Origin of the sequence: Maribacter aurantiacus (genome assembly GCF_005780245.1) — a bacterium.
Lineage (GTDB): Bacteria > Bacteroidota > Bacteroidia > Flavobacteriales > Flavobacteriaceae > Maribacter > Maribacter flavus.
In genome coordinates this window covers 556,148-578,822 of the sequence record NZ_VBUK01000001.1, presented here as the reverse complement: position 1 = coordinate 578,822, position 22,675 = coordinate 556,148, and the positions used below count along the sequence as shown (strand labels likewise).

Below are 22,675 nucleotides of genomic sequence, written 5' to 3'. Positions count from 1 at the left end.
AATTATATGGCAACAAGCATTTCCTGTTTTTCTACCATATTATGCCGATGGTAAAGGCGGTGGCGTGTTTCCTCCTAAAAACGATTTGAGCTCCTCTATTTCCTTTAACGAAGCCCAATTGTCCATGCCCTGCTTCCAAATAAGGGTGTCCTTATTGATAGTCCTACTAGCAAAAAGTTCCTTTAACCTGTCAAAGGTAACCGGCCCGGCCTGTTGCCCGTTTGCCGCATAATAATAGGTTGTTTGGGCAGGGATCGGTGGGGGTCCGGAAGGTGCCTGTTGTACCTGGCCTCCCATAGGCTGCCCCATGTTCTGACCCATCATGTTACCCATTTGTTGTGCCAATACAAAGCCCATTCCCATACCCATACCGGCACCGGCCGTTCCGCCTTCGTTCTTCGCTGCCGCTTCAATAGCCTTAGCGGCCTTGAACTGCGAAAGTTTGGCCATATCCAACTTATCCAATCGGCTGTATTCAAAAATTTCCTTTTTAAGTTCTTCCGGCATGGAAACATTCTCAATATAGAATCTTTCCAACTCAATTCCCACCCTATTGAATTCAGGCTGCATGACCTCTTGGCATGTTTCGGAAAGTTCGCTGGTATTCGCGGCATAGAGTTCTATGGGAAGATTGGCCTCACCAACTGTATCCGTAAAGCGGGTAACAATAAGGCTTTTTAGGTGTTCGTTCACCTCATAATTGGTAAAATTGCCATCGGTTCCCACAACGTCCACCACGAACTTGCCAGGGTCGTTAATTCGAAAACTATAGGTTCCAAAAGCCCTGATTTCAACCAGGCCAAAACGATCATCACTGAGCATGAAGGGATTTTTGGTGCCCCATTTTTCATCGGTGAACAATCGGGTATTTACAAAATATACCTCGGCCTTGAAAGGGCTATCAAAACCATATTTCCATCCTTTTAGGGTGGTCAAAATGGGAAGGTTTTTTGTATTCAGCGTATATGTGCCCGGGGTAAAGACATCGGCCAACTGGCCCTCGTTGACAAATACCGCTGTCTGGCCCTCCCTAACGATCAACTGGGCATTGTTCTTTATTTCATTCTGATAGCGTTCAAATCTATGGACAATGGTGTCGTTACCAGTATCCAACCATTCCACAATATCTATGAACTCATGGCTCAGTTTCTTTTTTATCTCATCGAATAGTCCCATTTTCTTAGGTTTTTAATTGCTGTAAAAAGGTAGGGATTAAATGGAATCCCCGCAAAAAATAGTATCCTTCTAACCAGTGATTCCCCAGAAAAAATCGGTTTTATTTGGAGAACAAACCTTCCATATTCAATTATTCACAACAAAATTTACTTGAAGCTATTTTTTCTGATTACCTTAGAAATCCAAATTTCCAAACCACGATGACGTTTTGTAATAGTAGCGGACGGGAATATTTGAAGTGCGAACTATGAAAAGGCCCTCGGTTAAAAGGAATTTAATGCTTTGTGCAATGAACGTCCATCAATACAATGAATAAATGAAGAAAGTATTTTGCATCGGTGAACTACTCATAGATTTTGTGGCCGAAAACCAAGGCAAAAACTTGTCGGTAGCCAAGGAATTTACAAAAAAGGCGGGCGGTGCCCCGGCCAATGTGGCCTGTGCCATAAGCAAGTTGGAAGGCAAAAGTGTGTTCGTAGGTTGTGTGGGGGATGATCCCTTTGGGGATTTTTTGTTAAACATCCTGGAAGAGAACAAAGTGGATACCTCCATGGCCCAGAAATCCGAAGTCTTTACCACCTTGGCCTTTGTATCCATCGATGAGGATGGTGAGCGCGATTTTGTTTTTAGCCGCGGTGCGGACAAGGAGTTGAAATACGACTCTTCCCTAAAAAAGGAATTCAAGAACAACATGGTCCATTTTGGGGCGGCTACGGCCATGCTGGGCGGTAATTTGGAAGAAGCCTATAGCCGCTATTTTTTTGATGCCCTTACCAAAGACTCCTTCATTAGTTTTGACCCCAATTACAGGGAAGACCTTTGGAAGAACAAAGAGGAGGCCTTTATTAAAAAATGCATGCCCTTTATACAAAAATCACATCTGGGGAAATTCAGTCTGGAAGAGGCACGGTTACTTACGGGGAAAAGGGAAATGGACGAAGCCTGCGCCTTTCTCCATGACACCGGAGTGGCCATCATTGTAGTGACCTTGGGCAAAGAAGGAACTTTGTTGAGCACCAAACACTTTCGAAAAACGATCCCAAGCATTGAGGTGACCCCTGTGGACACGACCGGAGCAGGGGATGCCTTTATAGGTTGTATGTTGAAACAGATTTCGGAACACGATAGTTTGGAGACCTTACTGGAAAGTGAGGAAGAACTTACCCAAATAGTGTCAAAGGCCAACAAGGCCGGTGCCATTACAACGACCAATTTTGGCGCGATCGAATCCCTACCAACCCAAAAACAATTAGATTTTTAGCATGAACCAGGCTGCCTTGCACCAATTATTGGCCTCCAAAAAGGTACTTGGAGAGGCCAAGAAAACAACCACCGAATTATTCCATCAAAGGTTCCATACCAATCTCACATATATTAAGGACTTATTTTTTTCGCTTTATCCAGCGTCTGATACCTCATATTTCTCGAAAAAGCTTCCCGAAAAATTGGAGCTGCTCTTTAAAGAACGCCCTGAAGCATTGAAAAAACAGGACTTGGAGCGATTGCAGGAGGGAAATTGGTACCAAAGCGAGAAACTCGTGGGCATGCAATTGTATGTGGATCGTTTTAGCAAGGACTTAAAGGGCTTACAGGACAGGTTGCCCTATTTCCAGGATTTGGGGGTGAACTTTCTCCATTTAATGCCCATTACAACGAGGCCCAATGGAGAGAACGATGGAGGCTATGCCGTAAATAGCTATCATGAAATAGACCCAAGATATGGTACCCGGGAAGACTTTATGGAACTTTCCCAAAAAGCCCGTGAAAAGAATATCTTCTTGATGTTGGACTTTGTGGTCAACCATACTTCGGATGAATTTGAATGGGCCAAGAAAGCCAAAAAGGGGCATAAAAAATACCAGGATTATTATTACACTTTTGACAACAGGTCTATTCCCGATGAGTACGAAAAAAACTTACCGGAAATCTTTCCGGAATCGGCTCCCGGTAACTTTACCTATATCCCGGAGATGGAAAAATGGGTAATGACCGTTTTCAATAAGTATCAATGGGACCTCAACTATAGAAACCCGGAAGTTTTTTTGGAAATGCTGGGGAATCTCATGGCCCTTGCGAACATGGGAGTGGATGTCATACGATTTGATGCCCTGGCCTTTTTATGGAAAAAACTGGGGACCATTTCCCAGAACCTGCCCGAAGCACACACCCTGATTTCACTCTTTAGAATGTGCCTACAGGTAATCGCTCCCGGAGTCATTCTTTTGGCAGAAGCCATTGTTGCACCGCGCAATATCCTAAAATACTTCGGTGAGAACCAGTTTGAAGGAAACGAGTGTGAAATAGCTTACAATGCTTCCTTAATGGCACTTTTATGGAACTCCATCGCAACCAAGAAAAGTTCCTTGATGATCCGTAGCCTAAATGGAGTACCCAATAAGCCCATTGATTGTACTTGGATCAATTACATCCGTTGCCATGATGATATTGGATTGGGCTATGACGACGATTTTGTACGTGAAATGGGTTGGGAACCGTTTCCCCACAAACAGTTTATCCTCAATTACTATTGTGGCAGGTTGGAGTGGTCGCCCGCAAAAGGCCTTATGTTCATGTATAACCCAAAAAATGGGGACGGGCGTATCACGGGAAGTGCCGCATCACTCTTGGGTCTGGAATCCGCCCTTGAACAAAAAAACGAAATAAGCGTCTCCTATGCCGTGGATAAAATTATAATGATGCATGGCATCATTTTGTCGTTTGGCGGCATTCCGCTGATTTATGCCGGAGACGAAATCGCGACCTTGAACGACTATTCGTTCCTGAAGGATGAAGATTTCAAAAACGATAGCCGATGGGTCAATAGACCTAAACAGGATTGGGAGGTCGTCAAAAAACTTGATACGTCCAATGGACCTGCCAGTATTGTTTACAAAACATTACGAAAAATGATCGCTATACGTAAGGACCAAGAAGTCTTTGCGGACCATAATAATACCGTCATCCATGACACCCCCAATCCTCACATTTTTGTTTTTGAACGAAAAGATGCAGGAAAATCGATTTGGGTATTTTCAAACTTTGACGAAGTTTCACAGTCCCTGGATGTTGCTTGGCTGCTTTCAAATGGTATTCTTACCGGGGAGGCATCTATAGACCTGCTTACAGGAAATCCAATGACCCTTAACGGGAACAAGGACTTTTATTTAAAGCCCTTTGGCCATTATTGGATAACGAACGTTTAATTAATTGTATTTCACCTTTCTCAGGATTCTCAAAGCCTCCTTTAAGGAAGTATACGTTTTTGGGTACTTGTTTTTTACCAAGTTCTTGGCCAGGTCCATTTGATCACGGGCTTCCTCAAAACCGTTCAAATAACAAATTAGGAAAGTATCGGCCAAATAATTAAGGTCTTCGTTTTCCATGGAATTCAGGGGCGTGTCGTTCTTGATCTTTGAAATCAGGGACTTGCTGCTGTTATAGACATGGAACAGGGTTTTTTTATCATATTGAGGCGGTTCGAACAATAATTTCGACTCGATTTTATAGGTGCCGTTATCATTAAAACGAATAACCACCTTTTCCAAGGGATAATATTTTTGTTTGGAACCCAATCCTAAATGCACATACTCCATGGTGGAGAATGAATTGTCGTCATAATCGATGGTTACTTCATCCAAATCTGAATAAAACAACTTTACCTGCTCGTTGATCAATTCGATATCCACCCTGTAATAATAGGTTTGGCCTTTTACCACTTTTGTATTTCCTGCCCAACAGACCACAAATTGCTCCTTAAAAACTTTATAGTCACTTTCCAGGTCCTTGTGCCGATTGTTCAAAAAATCGATGACCCCGTCCAAGGTGAGTTCTATGTTGTTTCTGGCATGTTGTTCTATGGTTTCAACGGTTTTGGAATTTATGTCCTTTAGTTCTACGCCATAGGCTTTGGGCAAACTTATGCTGCCCTCCCTAAAAAACACGGAACCCCCGAAATACTTCCATATATTCTTGCGCAGGGCACATACCTTCCCTATGGACCTGATGGTCACCAGACCAACAACCTTTCCCTCCTTTAAATGGGGAAAGGGAATGTTCTCATAGGAAATAATGGGCGGGTTTTCTAGGTAGGCGTTTACTAAGTTTTGAATCTTGCTATCATCGAAAAAATCTACCCCCACAATGGTGTTATCCTCATCCTCGACACCAACAACAATGAAAGAATTATTTTTTGGATTGCTGTTTGCCAAGGCGCAAACATGCTTCAGGAATTTGGCCTTTCCCTCCTTTTCCCCAATGGCAATAAAACGCTTTTTGTCGTAAAAACTATTTTCATCATTGTGGGCGAGCAAGTTTTTTACAAGTAGGCGTTTATTGATCATACCTGCTTATTGACTATGGTGGAAGATGCCTGGGCAGTAGGCATTACCACGAGATCTGCAATATTTACGTGATAGGGTCTTGTTACCACAAAGTGAATAATATCGGCGATGTCTTCAGGAGTTAAAGGCTGGAAACCTTTGTAGACATTGTGCGCACGTTCTTCGTCGCCCTTGAACCTAACATTGCTGAATTCGGTTTCTACTAGTCCGGGATTTACGGCTCCTACTCGAATACCGTATTGGTTCAAGTCGATGCGCATTCCCTGATTAATGGCATCTACCGCATGCTTGCTGGCACAATAGACATTTCCTTTGGGATACACTTCCTTACCGGCCGTAGAACCTATATTGATAATATGACCTTCTTTTCTCTCGATCATTTGCGGTAAAATGGCCTTGGAAACATAAAGGAGGCCCTTCACGTTGATATCCATCATGGCATCCCAATCGTCCAAAGAGCCTTCCTCGATGGGGTCCAGGCCATGGGCGTTCCCCGCGTTGTTGATTAGAATATCAATTTTTGAAAAAGCATCGGGCAGGGACGCTACCGCATTTTTCACGGATTCCTTATCCCTTACATCAAAACAGAGTGTGTGCACTTTCACCTTCCTCGAAAGTTCTTCCTGAAGGCTTTTTAGCCGATTATCGCGCCTTCCACAAAGGATCAGATTTATACCGTTATTCGCAAAATACGTTGCCGTTGCCTTTCCAATGCCACTGGTCGCCCCAGTAATAAATGCTGTTTTTCCCATTATATTTAATTTTATGCTACTTCACTGCCATTGCACGCTTCCATTAAAAGAAACCAATCCTCCAATTCCATTTGGATTTCCAAGGCCTTGATCGCCAGAGCAAGTCGGACTTCGTTGGCCGTTCCAACCACGGGGCGGATGCCGGCCGGATGTCGTAATACCCAGGCAAGCAACAATTGGTCTTCAGTGGCATTATATTTTGGCGCCAATTGGTCGATTATCTTTTGGATGCGATTGGTACGGTCAGATGATTTTCTGAAATACGTGCCCAACGGACTCCATGCCATGACCATACGGCCTTTAATGATACAATCATCAAGGGTGCCGTTATCCATAACATCGTTGCTGGTAAGGGAGCATTCCACTTGATTCCCTTCAACCTTCACTTTGGTTTCCAATAATTTTATTTGTGATGGGCTAAAATTGGAAACCCCAAATTGCTTGATTTTTCCCTCCTGTTTTAGTTTGGATATAGCAAGTGAAATCTCCTCCGGATCCATAAGGGGACTCGGTCTATGCAATAATAGCAGGTCCAGATACTCCGTGTTCAGTTTCTGTAAGGATTGCTCCACGGACCAAATGATATATTCACTGTCGTAATCATAGTGCTTTACCTTGTTGCTCCTGGATTCAACCTTGAACTGGATTCCGCATTTACTGATAAATTGAACGTTTTCCCTTTGTATGCCGCTTTTTGAAAAGGCCGCGCCAAAATCCGCCTCGGTGGTATAATCTCCATAGATATCCGCATGGTCAAATGTGGTTATACCAAGATCCACGCAATGGTTCATCAAGCATACCATTTCATCGGTTGTAAGTCTTTTCCCCCATTTGCCCCAGGTCATGGTACCGGCAATAATTTTGGAATATTCCGTAGTGCTGTTCATTAAGAAGTTAAATTAAAAAGAAATACCATAAATACTTCACAAAAATAGGGCCTTCTACCATTTTTTAACCAATCGTTAACAGCTACTCAACCAATTAATTTTCAATTTGCACAACTGTTAAATTTTTAGCTAAATTTCGCGAAATAGTATCTGATACATGGAAGAAAATACAACTGTAGACATAAGTGCGGTCAATGAGAAAATAGCACAGGAAAGCGCATTTATTGATTTACTTGTTCTTGAAATGAACAAAGTCATAGTTGGTCAGAAACACATGGTTGAGCGCCTGCTGATTGGCCTGTTGGGGCAGGGGCATATCCTTTTGGAAGGTGTTCCCGGTCTGGCAAAGACTTTGGCGATCAACACCTTGGCCAAGGCAGTAAAGGGAAGTTTCAGTAGGATCCAGTTTACCCCAGATCTACTTCCCGCAGACGTTGTGGGTACACTCATCTACAATATAAAAGAGAACGATTTCTCCATAAAAAAAGGTCCCATTTTTGCCAATTTTGTCTTGGCCGATGAAATCAACAGGGCTCCCGCAAAGGTACAATCCGCCCTATTGGAGGCCATGCAGGAAAAACAGGTGACCATAGGTGACGAAACCTTTATTCTGGACAAACCTTTTCTAGTTATGGCCACGCAAAACCCGGTTGAACAGGAAGGAACCTATCCCTTGCCCGAAGCACAGGTTGACCGTTTTATGCTGAAAACAGTTATCGACTACCCCAAAATGAACGAGGAACAGTTGATTATGCGCCAGAATCTTTTAGGTGGATTTGAAAGCGTAAAACCCGTGGTTTCCTTAAATCAGATCTTGAGTGCCCAAAAGGCCGTTAGGGAAGTATACATGGACGAAAAAATTGAAAAATACATTCTCGACATTATTTTCGCTACCCGTTACCCTGAAAAATATAACCTTGAAAAATTGAAGCCCCTTATCAGTTTTGGTGCCTCGCCCAGGGGAAGTATCAACTTAGGCGTAGCGGCAAAATGTTATGCCTTTATTAAACGCAGGGGCTATGTTGTTCCGGAAGATGTTAGGGCCGTAGTCCACGATGTTCTAAGGCATAGAATAGGCATTACCTATGAGGCAGAGGCCGAAAACATTACTTCTGAGGAAATCATCAACAAAATCGTAAACGAGATAGAAGTACCTTAAAAGTGGGCGGTTGGCAGATGCGGTTGGCAGTACACAATATTGTGTTCCCTACTGAATACTGCTTGCTGAAAACTGTTTACTAGACCAAATGGATACCAAGGAATTACTCAAAAAAGTACGTAAGATTGAAATCAAGACACGCCGTCTGTCCGACCATATTTTTGGTGGGGAATACCATTCTACGTTCAAGGGAAGGGGTATGACTTTTAGCGAGGTACGGCAGTATCAATTTGGGGACGATGTTAGAAGTATCGATTGGAACGTGACCGCGCGGTATAATGAGCCTTTTGTAAAGGTATTTGAGGAAGAACGGGAACTTACCATGATGCTCATGGTGGATGTGAGCGGTTCGGAATTTTTTGGCACCAAAAATCAGTTCAAAAACGAAATAGTTACGGAAATATCGGCCACATTGGCCTTTAGTGCCTTACAGAATAACGATAAAGTGGGGGTACTTTTATTTTCGGACCAAGTGGAACTTTTCATCCCACCAAAAAAGGGGAAGACCCATGTATTGCGAATCATACGGGAGCTATTAGAATTTACCCCTAAAAGCAACAGAACGGATATCGGCGAAGCCCTAAAATACCTTACCAATGTAATGAAGAAAAAGGCGATCGTTTTTGTATTGTCGGATTTTATTGCGGACGACTATGAGAAGACCTTAAAAATTACGGGCAACAAACATGACGTGACGGGAATACGGGTATATGACGAACGCGAGGAAGAAATTCCAAACCTAGGATTGGTCCAAATGATTGATGCGGAGACCGGTGCATTGCAATTGATCAATACCCAATCCAAGAAAGTGCGCAATTCCTATGCGGAATACTACAGGAATCGGGTCAATTATTTCAAGGAAACCTTTACAAAATCGGGTTGCGGGGTTTTGGATTGCAGGGTAGACGAAAGCTATGTAAAAAAGCTATTGGGCTATTTTAAAAGAAGAGGATAAAAAATGCGGATTATTTCAACCACACATTTTCCAGTAATGCGAATGGCAAGGTTCCTGGCGTTTGTGTGCCTTATTTTGTCCCTTTCAACCGTAAAGGCCCAAGAAAATCGGAATATCAGGACATCCGTAGACACTACGTATATTAAAATTGGGGAACAGGTCCAATGGAAGGTTTCCGTGGAAGTGGATTCTACCGATCAGGTAATCTTTCCGGAAGGTCAGACCTTTTCCCCGCTGGAAACAGTAGAGGCGTTCGCAACGGATACCACACGAAAAAACGACAGGCTTACCCTCCAAAAAATATATGCACTTACACAATTCGATTCCGGTTCCTATAAACTGCCCACCCAACGCATTGAAATCAATGGCATAGGCTATTTTACGGATAGCACAATGATCCATGTAGAAACGGTTCCGGTGGATACCATTGCCCAGAAGATGTACGACATTAAACCCCTCATCAATGTAGAGAAAAGTTATATGGGATGGTGGAAGTACGTGGTTATTGGGCTATTGGTACTATTGGTACTTGGCGGACTTTTTTATTGGTTCGTACTACGGAAAAAGCCTTTGACCCAAGAAGAAAAAGAAGCCTTGTTACCTCCCTACGACAGGGCGCTTTTGGAGTTGAAGCGACTTGAAAATTCCAAATACTTAATCCAGGATGAGTTCAAGGAATACTATTCGGAATTAACGACGATCGTTCGTGCCTATTTGGAAGAAGAGGCACATGTAGCCGCTCTGGAAAGTACTACGGGCCAGTTAATAGAACGCTTGGAACTCTTGAGCGATTCCGGGGAATTGCAGTTGGACAAGGATACCATCCAACAGTTTAGGAACATACTTCAGACGGCGGATCTGGTAAAGTTCGCCAGGACCAAACCTTCCACCTCCGTAGCGGAGCAGGACCGAAAATTGGTGGAGCAGATCGTGGTCAAAACCCACGAAGCCCTGCCTGAACCAACGGAAGAAGAATTGATGCAACAAGCGGAATATTTGGAGGAACTGGGCCGAAGAAAACAGAAAAGAAAGCTCATTATTGGACTTTCTACCTTGGCAGGAGTCATCGTTCTGGGAGTGTTGATTGCTGGGTTCAAATTCGGGTTTACCTATTTAAAGGATACGGTCCTTGGCCACCCCACCAAGGAATTATTGGAAGGGGAATGGATTTCCAGCTCCTATGGTTTTCCCCCTATTATTTTGGAAACCCCAAAAGTCTTGGTGCGGCAAGAAGTGAAACTGCCTCCGGAGGCAAAGGCCAACATTCAGGATATTCAGGCATTTTCATACCATAGCCCCATCGGACTTTTTACCGTGGGGACGACTTCCGTGACCATGAACCCAGAAATGGAAGCTCCCTTTGAGCAGACCATTGAACAGATCATTCAGGGTTTTGAAAGTCAAGGTACCAAGAACATTATTACAAAGCAGGAGGAGTTCACTACCATTAGCGGTGTAAAAGGTATCAAAGTATTTGGTAGCGGCGATTTTCCCGTCCCAAATTCCAAAGAATTGGTAAAGGGCGAGTACACCGTACTACTCTTTGGGGGCAAGGGATTCCAACAGAACGTAATCCTTACCTGGTTGGAAGATGACACCTACGCACAGGATATTGTGGATAGGATTCTTTCCACTGTAGAAGTTAAAACAGATGTTTAAATGTTAGATAATATATCATTTGCAAATCCGGAATTCTTTTGGCTTTTTTTAGCACTGCCATTGGCGTTGGTATGGTATATATTCAAACGTAAGGAAGAAACCGCAGCCCTCAAAATAGCCACGATCAAGAGTTTTCAGTACAAAAGTATTCTCCCAAAGTTAAAACCGGGGCTTTTTGTCCTAAGGCTTTTGGCCCTAAGTGCGATTATTATTGCCATGGCCAGGCCTCAAACGGAAGATATATCCACACGTACCAAAACTACAAGGGGTATCGACATTGTTATGGCCATAGACGTCTCTTCCAGTATGTTGGCACGGGACCTTAAACCAAATCGCCTATCCGCCCTTAAGGAAGTCGCTGCGGATTTTATCAAAAAAAGGCCCAATGACCGTATTGGTTTGGTGGCCTATGCGGGTGAAGGGTATACGAAAACACCCATTACCACGGACAAAAACATCGTGCTCAATGCACTGAACGAAATAACCTATGGGCAACTGGAGGATGGCACGGCCATTGGAATGGGTCTGGCCACATCCGTAAACAGGTTGAAGGAAAGCAAGGCAAAAAGTAAGATCATTATTCTACTGACCGACGGGGTGAACAATTCCGGGTTTATCGAACCTCAGACCGCGGCAGATCTTGCCATAGAGTTCGATATTAAAACCTACACTATTGGTCTGGGAACCAATGGGAATGCCCTATCCCCCATAGCATATAATGCCGATGGTTCCTTTAGGTATGGGATGCGACAAGTAGAAATCGATGAGGAGCTTTTGAAAAACATTGCCGAGGTTACGGGCGGAAAATATTTTAGGGCAACGGACAATGAGACCTTGGAAGAAATCTATGAGGAGATTAATAAACTGGAAAAAACGGATATTGAAGAATTCAAATATTACCGATACGAGGAGAAATTTAGACCTTGGGTATTGCTTGCAGGTGCCCTGTTACTTTTGGAATGGGTTTTGAGAAATACGGTATTTAGAAGCTTTATTTAGAAAATGATTCAGTTAGACGAAAAAATATATTTTTATCTATTGTTCATCATACCGGTGATCATAGTCATCTTTCTATTGCTTTTGATTTGGAAAAAAAGGACCCAAAAAAAGTTTGCGGATTCCAATTTATTAAAGCGATTGACGCCTAGCAGATCCTATTACAAGGGCACCTTAAAGCTTATATTCTTTCTTTTGGGACTTTCGGCCCTGATTATGGGACTCGTAAATCCCAAAATAGGCACCAAATTGGAAACCGTAAAGCGTGAAGGTGTGGACATCGTTTTTGCCGTGGACGTCTCAAAAAGTATGTTGGCGGAGGACATCGCACCAAACAGGTTGGAAAAAGCAAAACGACTGGTGTCGGAAATTATAAACCAATTGGCGAGTGACAGGATAGGAATAATAGCGTACGCCGGGCAGGCCTTTCCGCAATTGCCGATCACTACAGATTATGGGGCCGCCAAAATGTTCCTACAAAGCATGAACACGGATATGCTCACTTCGCAAGGAACGGCCATCAACGAGGCGATAGAATTGGCCACTACGTTCTACGATGACGAGGAACAGACCAACAGGGTCCTTTTCGTAATTTCGGATGGGGAAGACCATTCGGAAGATTCCACCATGAGTGCCGTTGAGGAGGCCGTAGATGAGGGAATCACCATCTATACCATAGGTGTGGGGTCTGAAAAGGGATCTGTCATCCCCATAAAAAGAAATGGCGTTATGGAATCCCTCAAGAAGGATGCGCAAGGCCTTGTGGTCATTACCAAACTGAACGAGGAAGTGTTGACCGAAATATCCAATGAGGGCAATGGCGCCTACATTGACGGTTCCAATACGGATGCCGCTGTAGAGTTCATCAAGGAAGAATTGCTGCAAATGGATAAAAAAGAGTTTGAGGCCAAACAATTTGCGGAATACAAGGACCAATTTCAATGGTTTCTGGGAGCTGGATTATTGTTCCTATTTTTGGAAATTTTTATCTTGGACCGCAAGACAAAATGGTTGAAGAAACTCAATTTGTTTAACGAAAAACATCCGGAATAAAATGGGAAAATTCATCTATACATTTTTGCTCCTTTTCATTTCCGTTTCCGTTTTTTCACAGGAAGAGGATGCAAAGGAAAAGGAGAGGGCCTTGAGGACCTCTACCAACCTAACATGGGATGGGAACAAGAACCTTTCCGAAAATAATTTTGTGCAGGCCGAAGTAGATTACAGACAGGCCATTGCCAAAAGCCCCGAAAATGTGGCCGCTCCTTATAATTTAGGAACTGCCTATTACAATAACGAAACCTATAGCGAAGCCTTTGGAAGGTTTAAGGAAGCAGGGGAGGTCGCCACATCGAAAAAGGATAAACACAAGGCATATCACAACATGGGGAATGTGTTCATGAAACGCAAGGATTACCCAAAAGCCGTGGAAGCCTATAAAGAAGCCCTTAGAAACGACCCTACGGACGATGAAACCCGATACAATCTTGCCCTGGCCAAGGAAATGCAAAAAAAAGAGGAAGAGGAAAACAAGGACAAGAACGACGAGAACAAGGACCAGAAGGACCAAGAGGACAAAAAGGACCAGGATCAAAATAAGGACGGGGACAATAAGGAGGACCAAAACCAGGACAACAAAGATCAGGGAGAAAATGGCAATGAGGGAGATAAGGGCGACGAAAAGAAGGATGAGAACAAAGAAGGTGATGGTGACCAAAAAGAGGAGCAGAACAAGAAACCAGAGCAAGGCGACCAACCCCAGGACCAACCGCAACGAAAACCTAACCAGCTCTCAAAGCAACAGGTAGAGAACCTTTTAAGGGCGATGCAAAACGCTGAAAAGCAGGTTCAGGAGAAAATAGATGCCAAAAAGGTAAAAGGTGCAAAAGTGAAGAACGAAAAAGACTGGTAGGCAAGAGTCCATGATCAAGAAGCTAATTATACTAATTCCTTTTTTCTTTCTCTCCTTTTTAGTGAAGGGGCAGGATGCCGACGCCGTTACCTTTGAAATACAGCTGAGCAAACCAAAATTGGGATTGAACGAGCGACTTCGTGTAGATTTTACCATGAACAAGGACGGGGACAATTTCAATCCCCCGGATTTTAATGGGTTCCGGGTCTTAATGGGCCCTTCCCAATCCATAAGTTCATCCTGGATTAATGGTGTAAGAAGCTATTCCAAAACCTATTCCTATACCTTGGCACCCACCGCCAAAGGAAAGTTTACTATTGAACAGGCGACCATCATTATTGCCGGTAAAACCTATAAATCCCTGCCTAAGGAAGTAGAAGTGACGGCCGCTGTGGACAAGCCCAGTGATCAGATGACCGCAGAGGATGTAGCCGATGAAAACCTGCATCTGGTGGCCGAGGTTTCCAAAACAAATCCCTACCTCAACGAAGCCATTAGTGTAGTGTACAAACTTTATGTAAGCCCAAACATCAGTGTTTCCAACTATCAGCCTCTGGATAATCCTACCTACAACAACTTTTGGAGTCAGGATATCAAAGTCTCCAGGCTAACAGCACAAAATGGTACCTATCAAGGTAAACCTTACCGATATGTTGTTCTAAAAAGAGTGGTGCTCTATCCGCAGAAAACAGGGAAATTGGAAATTGAACCCTTGTCCTTGGACGTCACCGTGGACGTTCCAACGAGTAGAAGGGACTTTTTTGGGGGCAGGATCTATTCCCAAACCAATAAAACCGTTTCGGCCGGCAACAGGGTAATAAACGTAAAAAGCCTTCCTACCACCAATCAACCGGTAAATTTCACCGGAGCTGTGGGTGAATTCGATTTTTCGGTCAATACAACAAAAACGGAACTTAATGCGACGGAATCCCTACAGGCCACCGTTGAAGTTAGCGGTAAGGGAAATTTAAAACTGTTCAAGCTTCCGGAACCAGAACTTCCTAGCTCCTTGGAAGTGTATGAACCAGAGTTTACCGAAGATGTACGTACGAACCTCAGCGGCATGCAGGGAAAAGTGAGCAATAGTTATACGATTGTCCCTTCTTTTAGGGGCAAGTATCCCATTCCTTCCATATCCTTTAGCTTTTTTAATCCGAAGACGGAACGATACGAGACCTTAAATTCGGACGAAATCATCATCAATGTACTTGAGGGGCCCAATAATAGTGGAAGCCTCTCCAACTCGGCCATTGGTCAAACGAACAAACAGCAGGTGGTGACTACGGGGAGCCAATTCAATTTTATAAAGCTTTCCCCCAATCTTACGAATATGGGAACCTCTTATTTCTTTGGGTCCACACGGTATTATTTATGGCTCCTTCTACCCTTACTGTTAATTCCCTTAGCGATAATCCTACGGAAGAAAAGGGATGCCATCGCGGAAGATGTAGTGGGAAATAAGATAAAGCGCGCCAATAAATTGGCCAGAAAATATCTTTCCGCAGCCCGAAAGGAACTTGGCAACAAAGATGCGTTCTATATAGCTTTGGAACGTGCCCTGCACAATTACCTGAAAGCCAAGCTAAAAATAGAAACCTCTGAATTCAGTAAGGATAAAATTTCCCAACTTTTGAACAAAAAGGGTATAGAGGAAACAACTATATACGAATTCATTGGACTGCTACAGAATTGTGAGGCGGCCAGATATAGCCCATTCTCCAATGTAGAAATGCAAAGGGACTACGACAAGGCAAGTGAGGTAATTTCTTTAATGGATAAACAATTGTAGGTATGATCAAAAAATTATCCATATTAATGCTACTAATGGGATTCCTTGGGAACTCACAAGGTACCAACTTGTTTGATCAGGCTACCGAAGCCTATAACAACGGTGAGTATGAAAAAGCTATTGAGGCGTACGATAAAATTTTGGAAAACAATCAGCACTCCGCAGCTTTGTATTATAACCTTGGGAACGCCTACTACAAGTTAAACCAAATACCGGAGAGTATTTATTATTATGAGAAATCGCTTTTGTTGAATCCGGACGACCAAGAAGTACGAACCAATCTGACCTATGCCCAGAATATGACCTTGGATGCCATAGAAACGCTGCCCCAGACCGGACTTTCGCGCATTTATAAGAGTATAACCACCAAGTTAACCTTTGACCAATGGGCCTACGCAAGTATTTTCTGCATGATTTTGTTCGTGCTCCTTTATATTGCCTTTTATTACAATCAATATTCCACTAGAAAAAGATTCGCCTTTATTGGAAGCTTAATCGCATTGTTCCTTTGTATCATATTCATCGTATTTGCTTCCGTGGAGTTCAGTTCCTATCAGTCGGATAATCCCGCCATTATTTTTGCCGATGAGGTGAACGTACGTTCGGAGCCCAATTCTTCTGGTGAGGATGTATTTACCTTGCACTCCGGCACCAAGGTAAACGTTCTGGACAGTCTCAACAACTACCGAAAAATCAGGCTGTCCGACGGCAAAACGGGTTGGATACCTGCCAGTGATCTTAAGGTCTTAAAGGATTTTTAAAATCAATTAAACCTGACATACAGGTATACCTTCAGTAGATATTCAGTATATTCGTCAAAACAGACCAATAAATTTGAAATCACTCGTAGTTTACTTTTTGTCATTTTCTTTATTGATTGCCATATTAGCACCGTCCATTGGCACATTGATGGAGCTATTTGATGGTGAACAGATTGTAATGGATTTTAATGAAGAAGAGGAAAATTATGAAACCACGATAGAGTTTGCCGAAAAGCATTTTGTAAACAACAACCTTCAAAATGATATGTCTTTTTTGGCATTTGGGAAATTACATTCTTTCTCCAAAGATGATACATGTTTAATCCTTTCCAATTTTAAAGAAGTATTCTTACCTCCTCCAAAAGTGTAAATTTTCTTTCCGTTAAATAACGATTTAAAAATTCACTTGACCACCTATTTGGTCTACTTTAAAAGATTTCAAAAAACATGTTCAAACATTTAAAAAGCGATATACCCGCGAGTATCGTGGTATTCTTTGTAGCACTTCCCCTTTGTTTGGGAATTGCCCTGGCAAGTGGCGCACCCTTATTCTCGGGCCTGATTGCGGGAATTATTGGCGGGATTGTAGTAGGCGCCCTAAGCGGTTCCAATATTGGCGTTAGCGGACCGGCGGCGGGTCTGGCGGCCATTGTATTAACGGCGATAGGAGCGCTCGGCGGATATCAGAACTTTTTGGTAGCCGTTGTCATTGGCGGTGTCATTCAATTGATTTTTGGGCTCTTGAAGGCCGGTATCATCGGATATTATTTTCCTTCATCCGTTATCAAGGGAATGTTGACGGGTATCGGTATCATCATCATCTTGAAACAAATACCGCATTTTTTTGGATATGACCCAGATCCTGAAGGGGATTGGGCATTTTTTCAAGTAGATGGTGAAAACACCTTTTCCGAAATTGTCAATACGATTAATAACATTAGTCCGGGTGCGACCCTTATCGCGATTATTGGATTGGCCATATTGATATTATGGGACCAGGTGTTGACCAAAAAATCCAAAATATTTCAATTGATTCAAGGACCATTGGTAGCCGTGGCCATAGGAATTATTTATTATGTACTTACAGCAGACCATGAAGTGTTTCGAATTTCAAAGGAACATTTGGTAAGTGTTCCGGTTCCAGAGGATGCGGCCTCTTTCCTCGGGCAATTTAGTTTTCCGAATTTTTCCGCGATTACAAATCCGCAAATTTGGGTAACCGGCTTTACTATAGCGTTGGTTGCCAGTTTGGAAACCTTACTTTGCGTAGAAGCTACGGATAAGCTGGATCCCCATAAAAATGTAACCCCAACAAACAGGGAGCTTTTGGCCCAAGGAACGGGCAATATTATTTCTGGGTTGATAGGGGGATTACCCATTACCCAAGTGATCGTGAGGAGTTCGGCCAATATACAATCGGGAGGCAGAACAAAACTTTCGGCTATCATTCACGGTTTCTTCCTCTTGTTCTCTATAATTCTCATTCCAAAAATCCTGAACATGATTCCGCTATCGGTACTTGCGGCCATCCTATTCATAGTAGGTTATAAATTGGCCAAACCGGCCCTGTTCAAAAAAATGTATAAATTGGGTTGGAAGCAATCCATACCCTTCTTTGTGACTGTCATTGGAATTATTTTTACTGACCTGTTAATCGGTATAGGCCTAGGTTTAGGAGTAGGCATCATTGTCATCCTTTTAAAAAGCTATCAAAATTCACACTTCCTCCATATAGAAGAACACCCAGAAGGAAAAAATAGTGTAAAAATGACCCTTGCAGAAGAGGTGACCTTTTTTAACAAAGGAGCTATTTTAAAAGAGTTAGACAACCTTACTGAAAATACCATGTTGGAAATCGATGTTTTGAAAACAAAGTATCTGGACAATGATATCGTAGAAATCCTTGAAGATTTCCAAACAAAGGCCAACGAGCGTAATATAAATATCAAACTTGTATCAGAGCGGGGAATTATAGAAAACCCGGCAAGTTTTATAGAATTTTTTAATAAAACAAAGAAAGAAAAAGCATGAAAGCGCATACCAAGGAAACACAAGCGACTATGACCCCACAAAAGTCATTGCAATTTTTAAAGGAAGGCAATCAGCGTTTTCAGAATAACCTAAAAGCGAACCGCAATCTTTTGGAGCAGGTCAACGATACCAGCGAAGGACAATTTCCCTTTGCTACGATTTTAAGCTGTATCGACTCCAGGGTGTCCGCAGAACTGGTCTTTGATCAAGGATTGGGAGATATTTTCAGTGTGAGAATCGCCGGAAATTTTGTAAACGAGGATATTTTGGGGAGTATGGAGTTCGCGTGCAAATTGGCTGGGACAAAGCTAATAGTCGTTTTGGGCCATACGAGTTGCGGTGCCATAAAAGGGGCTTGCGATCATGCCAGATTGGGGAACCTCACGGCTTTGATCAATAAGATAGAACCTGCAGTGGCTGCCGTTAAGGAACCCGTGGACGAAAGCAAAAGAAATTCCAAAAACCTGGAATTTGTGGATGCCGTAGCCGCAAAAAATGTCGAAATCACCATAGAAAATATCAGACAGCGTAGCAGGGTCCTCGCGGAAATGGAGGAACATGGCGAAATAATGATCGTAGGAGCCATGTACGATATATCCTCCGGATCCGTAGAATTTTACTAAAAAAAACAGCGCTTTTAAAGAAGGCCAAGACTAAAAATTAAAGGGCCGATACATATAAGAAAAGGTTATCTTTTCAAAGAACAATTGATTTCTATGGCCTCCAACTATTTAGACAGGATATTCGAGAACAATAAAAAGTGGATTCAGGACAAACTGTCCTTGCAGCCCAATTACTTCAATGAACTGGGCAAAGGCCAGAATCCTGAGTTTTTATATATAGGTTGTGCCGATAGCCGGGTTACCGCAGAGGAACTTATGGGGCTTAATCCCGGTGAAGTGTTCGTTCATAGGAATATTGCCAATATGGTCATTAACATAGACCTGAATACCATGTCCGTCGTGGAATATGCCGTAGAGCATCTCAAGGTAAGTCACCTTGTAGTCTGTGGTCATTACGCGTGTGGCGGCGTAAAAGCCGCTATGCAATCGGCCGATCTGGGCATACTAAATCCATGGTTGCGATGCATTCGAGATGTGTATAGAATCCATAAGGATGAACTGAACACCATAGAGGATGAAGAAAAAAAATACGACCGACTTGTAGAGCTGAATGTTCAGGAACAGTGTGTGAACCTTATAAAAACGGCGGTGGTACAAAAAGCATATAGGCAAAGGGAACTTACGGTGCACGGCTGGGTATTTAATGTACACTCCGGGGAACTCATTGACCTGAATATCGATTTTGAGGGGATTCTAAAGGAAATTATGGAAATATATCATTTGGATTGACTCCTTTCAATTTACCTTGGTTGCATATCTTAATCCCCAAAAACACATTCCACCTTTTTTAAAAGTTTTAAATTTGCGGCTTTAATCAAGCATTATGATTGATAAAATCAAGGAACAAATTGCAGAAGTATCCTCTTTCACCACTGACAATCTGGATGCCGTAGAGGCATTTAGAATAAAATATTTGGGCAAGAAAGGGGTCTTGAACGATTTTTTTGCAGAGTTCAAGAATGTTCCTAACGAGCAAAAAAAGGAATTTGGCCAAACCATCAACCAATTAAAACAGGCCGCTACGGAAAAGGTGGAGCTCTTGAAACAGGCCTTGGAGCAAAACGCATCCGAAGAAAAACTTTTTGGCGATCTTACGCGACCCGGTAACCCCACCGAATTGGGCGCAAGACATCCCATTTCCATTGTCAAGAACAAGATTATAGATATTTTTTCAAGAATAGGGTTCAATGTTTCGGAAGGACCTGAAATTGAGGATGATTGGCACAACTTTACGGCCCTCAACTTACCGGAGTATCATCCTGCACGCGATATGCAGGACACCTTTTTTGTGCAAACGAATCCGGATATCCTACTCAGGACACATACCTCCTCGGTTCAAGTGCGGTATATGGAAAACAACAAACCGCCCATTAGAACGATTTCCCCGGGAAGGGTTTATAGGAACGAGGCAATATCGGCGAGGTCCCATTGTTTTTTTCATCAGGTGGAAGGGCTATATATTGATAAGGATGTCTCGTTTGCCGATTTAAAACAGACGCTACAGTACTTCACCACGGAACTTTTTGGAAAGTCCAAGATTCGGTTACGCCCCTCCTATTTTCCATTTACCGAACCCAGTGCGGAAGTTGACGTTTATTGGGGGCTGGAAACCGAAACCGATTATAAAATGACCAAAGGTACCGGATGGTTGGAGATTATGGGCTGTGGGATGGTAGACCCAAACGTCCTTAAAAACTGCAATATTGACCCGGAAATCTATTCCGGCTTCGCCTTTGGTATGGGTATAGATAGGATTGCCCTTTTGCTGCATCAAATCAGTGACATACGTTTGTTGAGTGAAAACGATATTCGGTTTTTGGAACAATTCAAAAGTTCCCTTTAAGCATTGGATGTAAAATTCTTCGGATAAATAACGGATATTTTTGAAAAAAGACATCGAAATACCTATTGCCAAAGACGTGTATATTGCCCTTGTTTACGAGTGGAACGATGAATTCCTGTCCAAGGATTGGAACGCTTACATTATTAATAATAGGAAAACGCCCATTGAAATGGCCCTGATCGTTTCAAAGGGATATGACGAAAAGGTAAAAACCTCCACCATGCGGCATGCCATTGGGGTCGTAGCTGCCAAATCCTTTGAAAAAGTGGAGCTTGTACAGGAAGAAGTGCTGCGCCTTAACAATGAGTTTTTTGTTACCTATTATGCGGATAACAAGCTTTATGAAAAGAAGTTCCTCTTTGAAAAGGGTTCCGTCAACGAACAGAACCTTACCCATGTTCCTTTGATTGAAAAGGATGGGATATTCGCAAAATAGCCCTGTTTTTTGACCCATTAATTGTCATATTGATAGTTTTATGAGTCTATTATTATTCATGTAAAATTTTAACTGCCTGATTTTTACATTATTAAGATAGGATTTGGACCTGCCTAGTTTTAAATTAGTCTCTATAGCTAATTAAACCCTATAGAACTAATGGAAACAGGAAAATTAAATCGTAGAAACTGGCTAAAGACAGGATTGCTCACAGCGGGAGGCATTACGCTATTTCCCCACTTAGGTATTTCTGAAGTGCCTAAAACTTATATTCCTTTGGATGCCAAAGGCAACGCCCTATATAGTCCCTTTTTTAAGGAATTCATCCCCAAGGAATTTCCTGAAGAATCCAAACTTTTGGCAAAGCTGAACGCCAACGAAAATCCTTATGGGCCATCGCCAAAAGCGGTGGAAGCGCTCAAAAATGTAGCTACCAAAGGAAACCGATACGCCTGGCGGGAACTGTTCGACTTAATCGATAAAATCGCCGCGGAAGAAGGGGTAAGTCCAAAAAATATCATGATGGGACCTGGATCTTCAGATCTTCTGGAAAAAACGGGTATGGTGCTGTTCTTGAACGGAGGCAATGTCGTATCCGCGGACCCGTCGTATATGTCCTTGATGCAAGTGGCCCAAGCCACGGGTGCAAGTTGGAAGCCCGTTCCATTGAAAGATGACTGGTCGCACGATTTAAAGGCCATGGAAGAAGCCATCGACTCTGAAACGAAGCTTGTGTACATCTGCAACCCAAACAATCCTACCGGTAGTATTACGGATAGTACAGAATTGTTGGATTTCTGTTCCAGGGTTTCTGAAAAAGTACCTGTTTTCGTCGATGAGGCCTACTTGGCATTCCTGGAGGACGGCGCCAAACAAAGTATGGTCAGCCTCATAAACGAAGGAAAGGATGTAATCATCGCGAGGACCTTCTCAAAAATCCATGGCATGGCAGGGCTTCGGGTTGGTTATATCGTGGCACAGGAATCCACCTTGGAAAAAATTCAGAAAATCACCAGAGGCGGCATGGGAATATCCTATACATCCATCTTTGCCGCTCTAGCGAGTATGGACGACAAAGAGTTCCAAAATATGTCCCGAGAAAAAAATGCGGCGGCTAGGGAGTATGTATACAAAAGCCTAACAAAATTGGGCTATGACTACGTGCCTTCCCATACAAGTTTTATCATTTTCCCCATAGAGATGAACGGAAAACTATTCCTCGATAAGATGCTTGAAAAACAGGTAGGGGTCAGGGCCTTTGAATTTATGGGTAAAAATTGGTGCCGTGTGAGCATGGGCACCATGGACGAAATGAAAATATTTACGGCGGCGCTTACGGACGTATTAGCATAAAAA

Annotated in this window: 21 protein-coding genes; 17 read left to right on the top strand and 4 right to left on the bottom strand. The window is 42.8% G+C overall.

Translation table 11 applies throughout. The features are described from left to right. Positions 1 to 39 precede the first annotated feature (39 nt). Positions 40 to 1,176 (bottom strand): SPFH domain-containing protein, encoded by a 1,137-nt coding sequence (locus FEK29_RS02490; protein ID WP_138256812.1) that lies wholly within the window; start codon positions 1,174 to 1,176, stop codon positions 40 to 42. 316 nt (positions 1,177 to 1,492) lie between these two features. Between FEK29_RS02490 and FEK29_RS02485 the strand changes: the two genes are divergently transcribed. Further along, positions 1,493 to 2,437 carry a carbohydrate kinase family protein gene (locus tag FEK29_RS02485; RefSeq protein ID WP_138256811.1) on the top strand — a complete coding sequence of 315 codons (945 nt, stop codon included), beginning with the start codon at positions 1,493 to 1,495 and terminating at the stop codon, positions 2,435 to 2,437. A 1-nt stretch (position 2,438) separates the two neighbouring features. Beyond that, positions 2,439 to 4,379, top strand: coding sequence for an alpha-amylase family protein (locus FEK29_RS02480; RefSeq protein WP_138256810.1), 1,941 nt, complete (start codon positions 2,439 to 2,441; stop codon positions 4,377 to 4,379). Here FEK29_RS02480 and FEK29_RS02475 read toward each other — a convergent pair whose 3' ends face one another. The 3 genes from FEK29_RS02475 to FEK29_RS02465 are packed head-to-tail and all read right to left on the bottom strand — an operon-like array spanning position 4,380 to position 7,155. Continuing rightward, positions 4,380 to 5,516 carry an ATP-binding protein gene (locus FEK29_RS02475; protein ID WP_138256809.1) on the bottom strand — a complete coding sequence of 379 codons (1,137 nt, stop codon included), beginning with the start codon at positions 5,514 to 5,516 and terminating at the stop codon, positions 4,380 to 4,382. Beyond that, positions 5,513 to 6,268 (bottom strand): SDR family NAD(P)-dependent oxidoreductase, encoded by a 756-nt coding sequence (locus tag FEK29_RS02470; RefSeq protein ID WP_138256808.1) that lies wholly within the window; start codon positions 6,266 to 6,268, stop codon positions 5,513 to 5,515. Before FEK29_RS02470 ends, FEK29_RS02475 begins: the two co-directional genes overlap by 4 nt. 11 nt (positions 6,269 to 6,279) lie before the next feature. Next, on the bottom strand, positions 6,280 to 7,155 hold the full coding sequence (locus FEK29_RS02465) for an aldo/keto reductase (RefSeq protein ID WP_138256807.1): 876 nt from the start codon (positions 7,153 to 7,155) through the stop codon (positions 6,280 to 6,282). Between the two features lie 157 nt (positions 7,156 to 7,312). Here FEK29_RS02465 and FEK29_RS02460 point away from each other — a divergent pair, with 157 nt between their 5' ends. The 15 genes from FEK29_RS02460 (at position 7,313) to FEK29_RS02390 (ending at position 22,672) form a co-directional block, all read left to right on the top strand. Next, positions 7,313 to 8,314: an AAA family ATPase gene (locus FEK29_RS02460; RefSeq protein WP_138256806.1), complete on the top strand. Its 1,002-nt coding sequence runs from the start codon at positions 7,313 to 7,315 to the stop codon at positions 8,312 to 8,314. An 88-nt stretch (positions 8,315 to 8,402) separates the two neighbouring features. Further along, a complete protein-coding gene (locus tag FEK29_RS02455; protein WP_138256805.1) occupies positions 8,403 to 9,269 on the top strand; it encodes a DUF58 domain-containing protein in 867 nt (288 codons plus the stop codon). A 3-nt stretch (positions 9,270 to 9,272) separates the two neighbouring features. Next, positions 9,273 to 10,928, top strand: coding sequence for a hypothetical protein (locus FEK29_RS02450; protein WP_138256804.1), 1,656 nt, complete (start codon positions 9,273 to 9,275; stop codon positions 10,926 to 10,928). Next, positions 10,929 to 11,927 carry a vWA domain-containing protein gene (locus FEK29_RS02445; protein WP_138256803.1) on the top strand — a complete coding sequence of 333 codons (999 nt, stop codon included), beginning with the start codon at positions 10,929 to 10,931 and terminating at the stop codon, positions 11,925 to 11,927. 3 nt (positions 11,928 to 11,930) lie between these two features. Continuing rightward, positions 11,931 to 12,977 carry a VWA domain-containing protein gene (locus FEK29_RS02440; protein ID WP_138256802.1) on the top strand — a complete coding sequence of 349 codons (1,047 nt, stop codon included), beginning with the start codon at positions 11,931 to 11,933 and terminating at the stop codon, positions 12,975 to 12,977. Position 12,978: 1 nt separating this feature from the next. Then, entirely contained in the window at positions 12,979 to 13,836 is an 858-nt protein-coding gene (locus FEK29_RS02435) for a tetratricopeptide repeat protein (protein ID WP_138256801.1), read from the top strand. 10 nt (positions 13,837 to 13,846) lie between these two features. Further along, entirely contained in the window at positions 13,847 to 15,625 is a 1,779-nt protein-coding gene (locus FEK29_RS02430) for a BatD family protein (RefSeq protein WP_138256800.1), read from the top strand. Between the two features lie 2 nt (positions 15,626 to 15,627). Next, positions 15,628 to 16,386, top strand: coding sequence for a tetratricopeptide repeat protein (locus FEK29_RS02425; protein WP_138256799.1), 759 nt, complete (start codon positions 15,628 to 15,630; stop codon positions 16,384 to 16,386). 73 nt (positions 16,387 to 16,459) lie between these two features. Then, a complete protein-coding gene (locus FEK29_RS02420) occupies positions 16,460 to 16,756 on the top strand; it encodes a hypothetical protein (RefSeq protein ID WP_138256798.1) in 297 nt (98 codons plus the stop codon). A gap of 77 nt (positions 16,757 to 16,833) precedes the next feature. After that, positions 16,834 to 18,417 (top strand): SulP family inorganic anion transporter, encoded by a 1,584-nt coding sequence (locus FEK29_RS02415; RefSeq protein ID WP_138256797.1) that lies wholly within the window; start codon positions 16,834 to 16,836, stop codon positions 18,415 to 18,417. After that, entirely contained in the window at positions 18,414 to 19,040 is a 627-nt protein-coding gene (locus FEK29_RS02410; RefSeq protein ID WP_138256796.1) for a carbonic anhydrase family protein, read from the top strand. Before FEK29_RS02415 ends, FEK29_RS02410 begins: the two co-directional genes overlap by 4 nt. A 93-nt stretch (positions 19,041 to 19,133) precedes the next feature. Next, entirely contained in the window at positions 19,134 to 19,769 is a 636-nt protein-coding gene (locus tag FEK29_RS02405) for a carbonic anhydrase (RefSeq protein WP_138256795.1), read from the top strand. A 94-nt stretch (positions 19,770 to 19,863) separates the two neighbouring features. Further along, on the top strand, positions 19,864 to 20,883 hold the full coding sequence (gene pheS, locus FEK29_RS02400) for a phenylalanine--tRNA ligase subunit alpha (RefSeq protein ID WP_138256794.1): 1,020 nt from the start codon (positions 19,864 to 19,866) through the stop codon (positions 20,881 to 20,883). A gap of 40 nt (positions 20,884 to 20,923) precedes the next feature. Next, complete coding sequence (locus FEK29_RS02395; protein WP_138256793.1) at positions 20,924 to 21,319, top strand: hypothetical protein; 396 nt, start codon at positions 20,924 to 20,926, stop codon at positions 21,317 to 21,319. Positions 21,320 to 21,478: 159 nt separating this feature from the next. Then, on the top strand, positions 21,479 to 22,672 hold the full coding sequence (locus FEK29_RS02390) for a pyridoxal phosphate-dependent aminotransferase (RefSeq protein WP_138256792.1): 1,194 nt from the start codon (positions 21,479 to 21,481) through the stop codon (positions 22,670 to 22,672). Positions 22,673 to 22,675 lie beyond the last annotated feature (3 nt).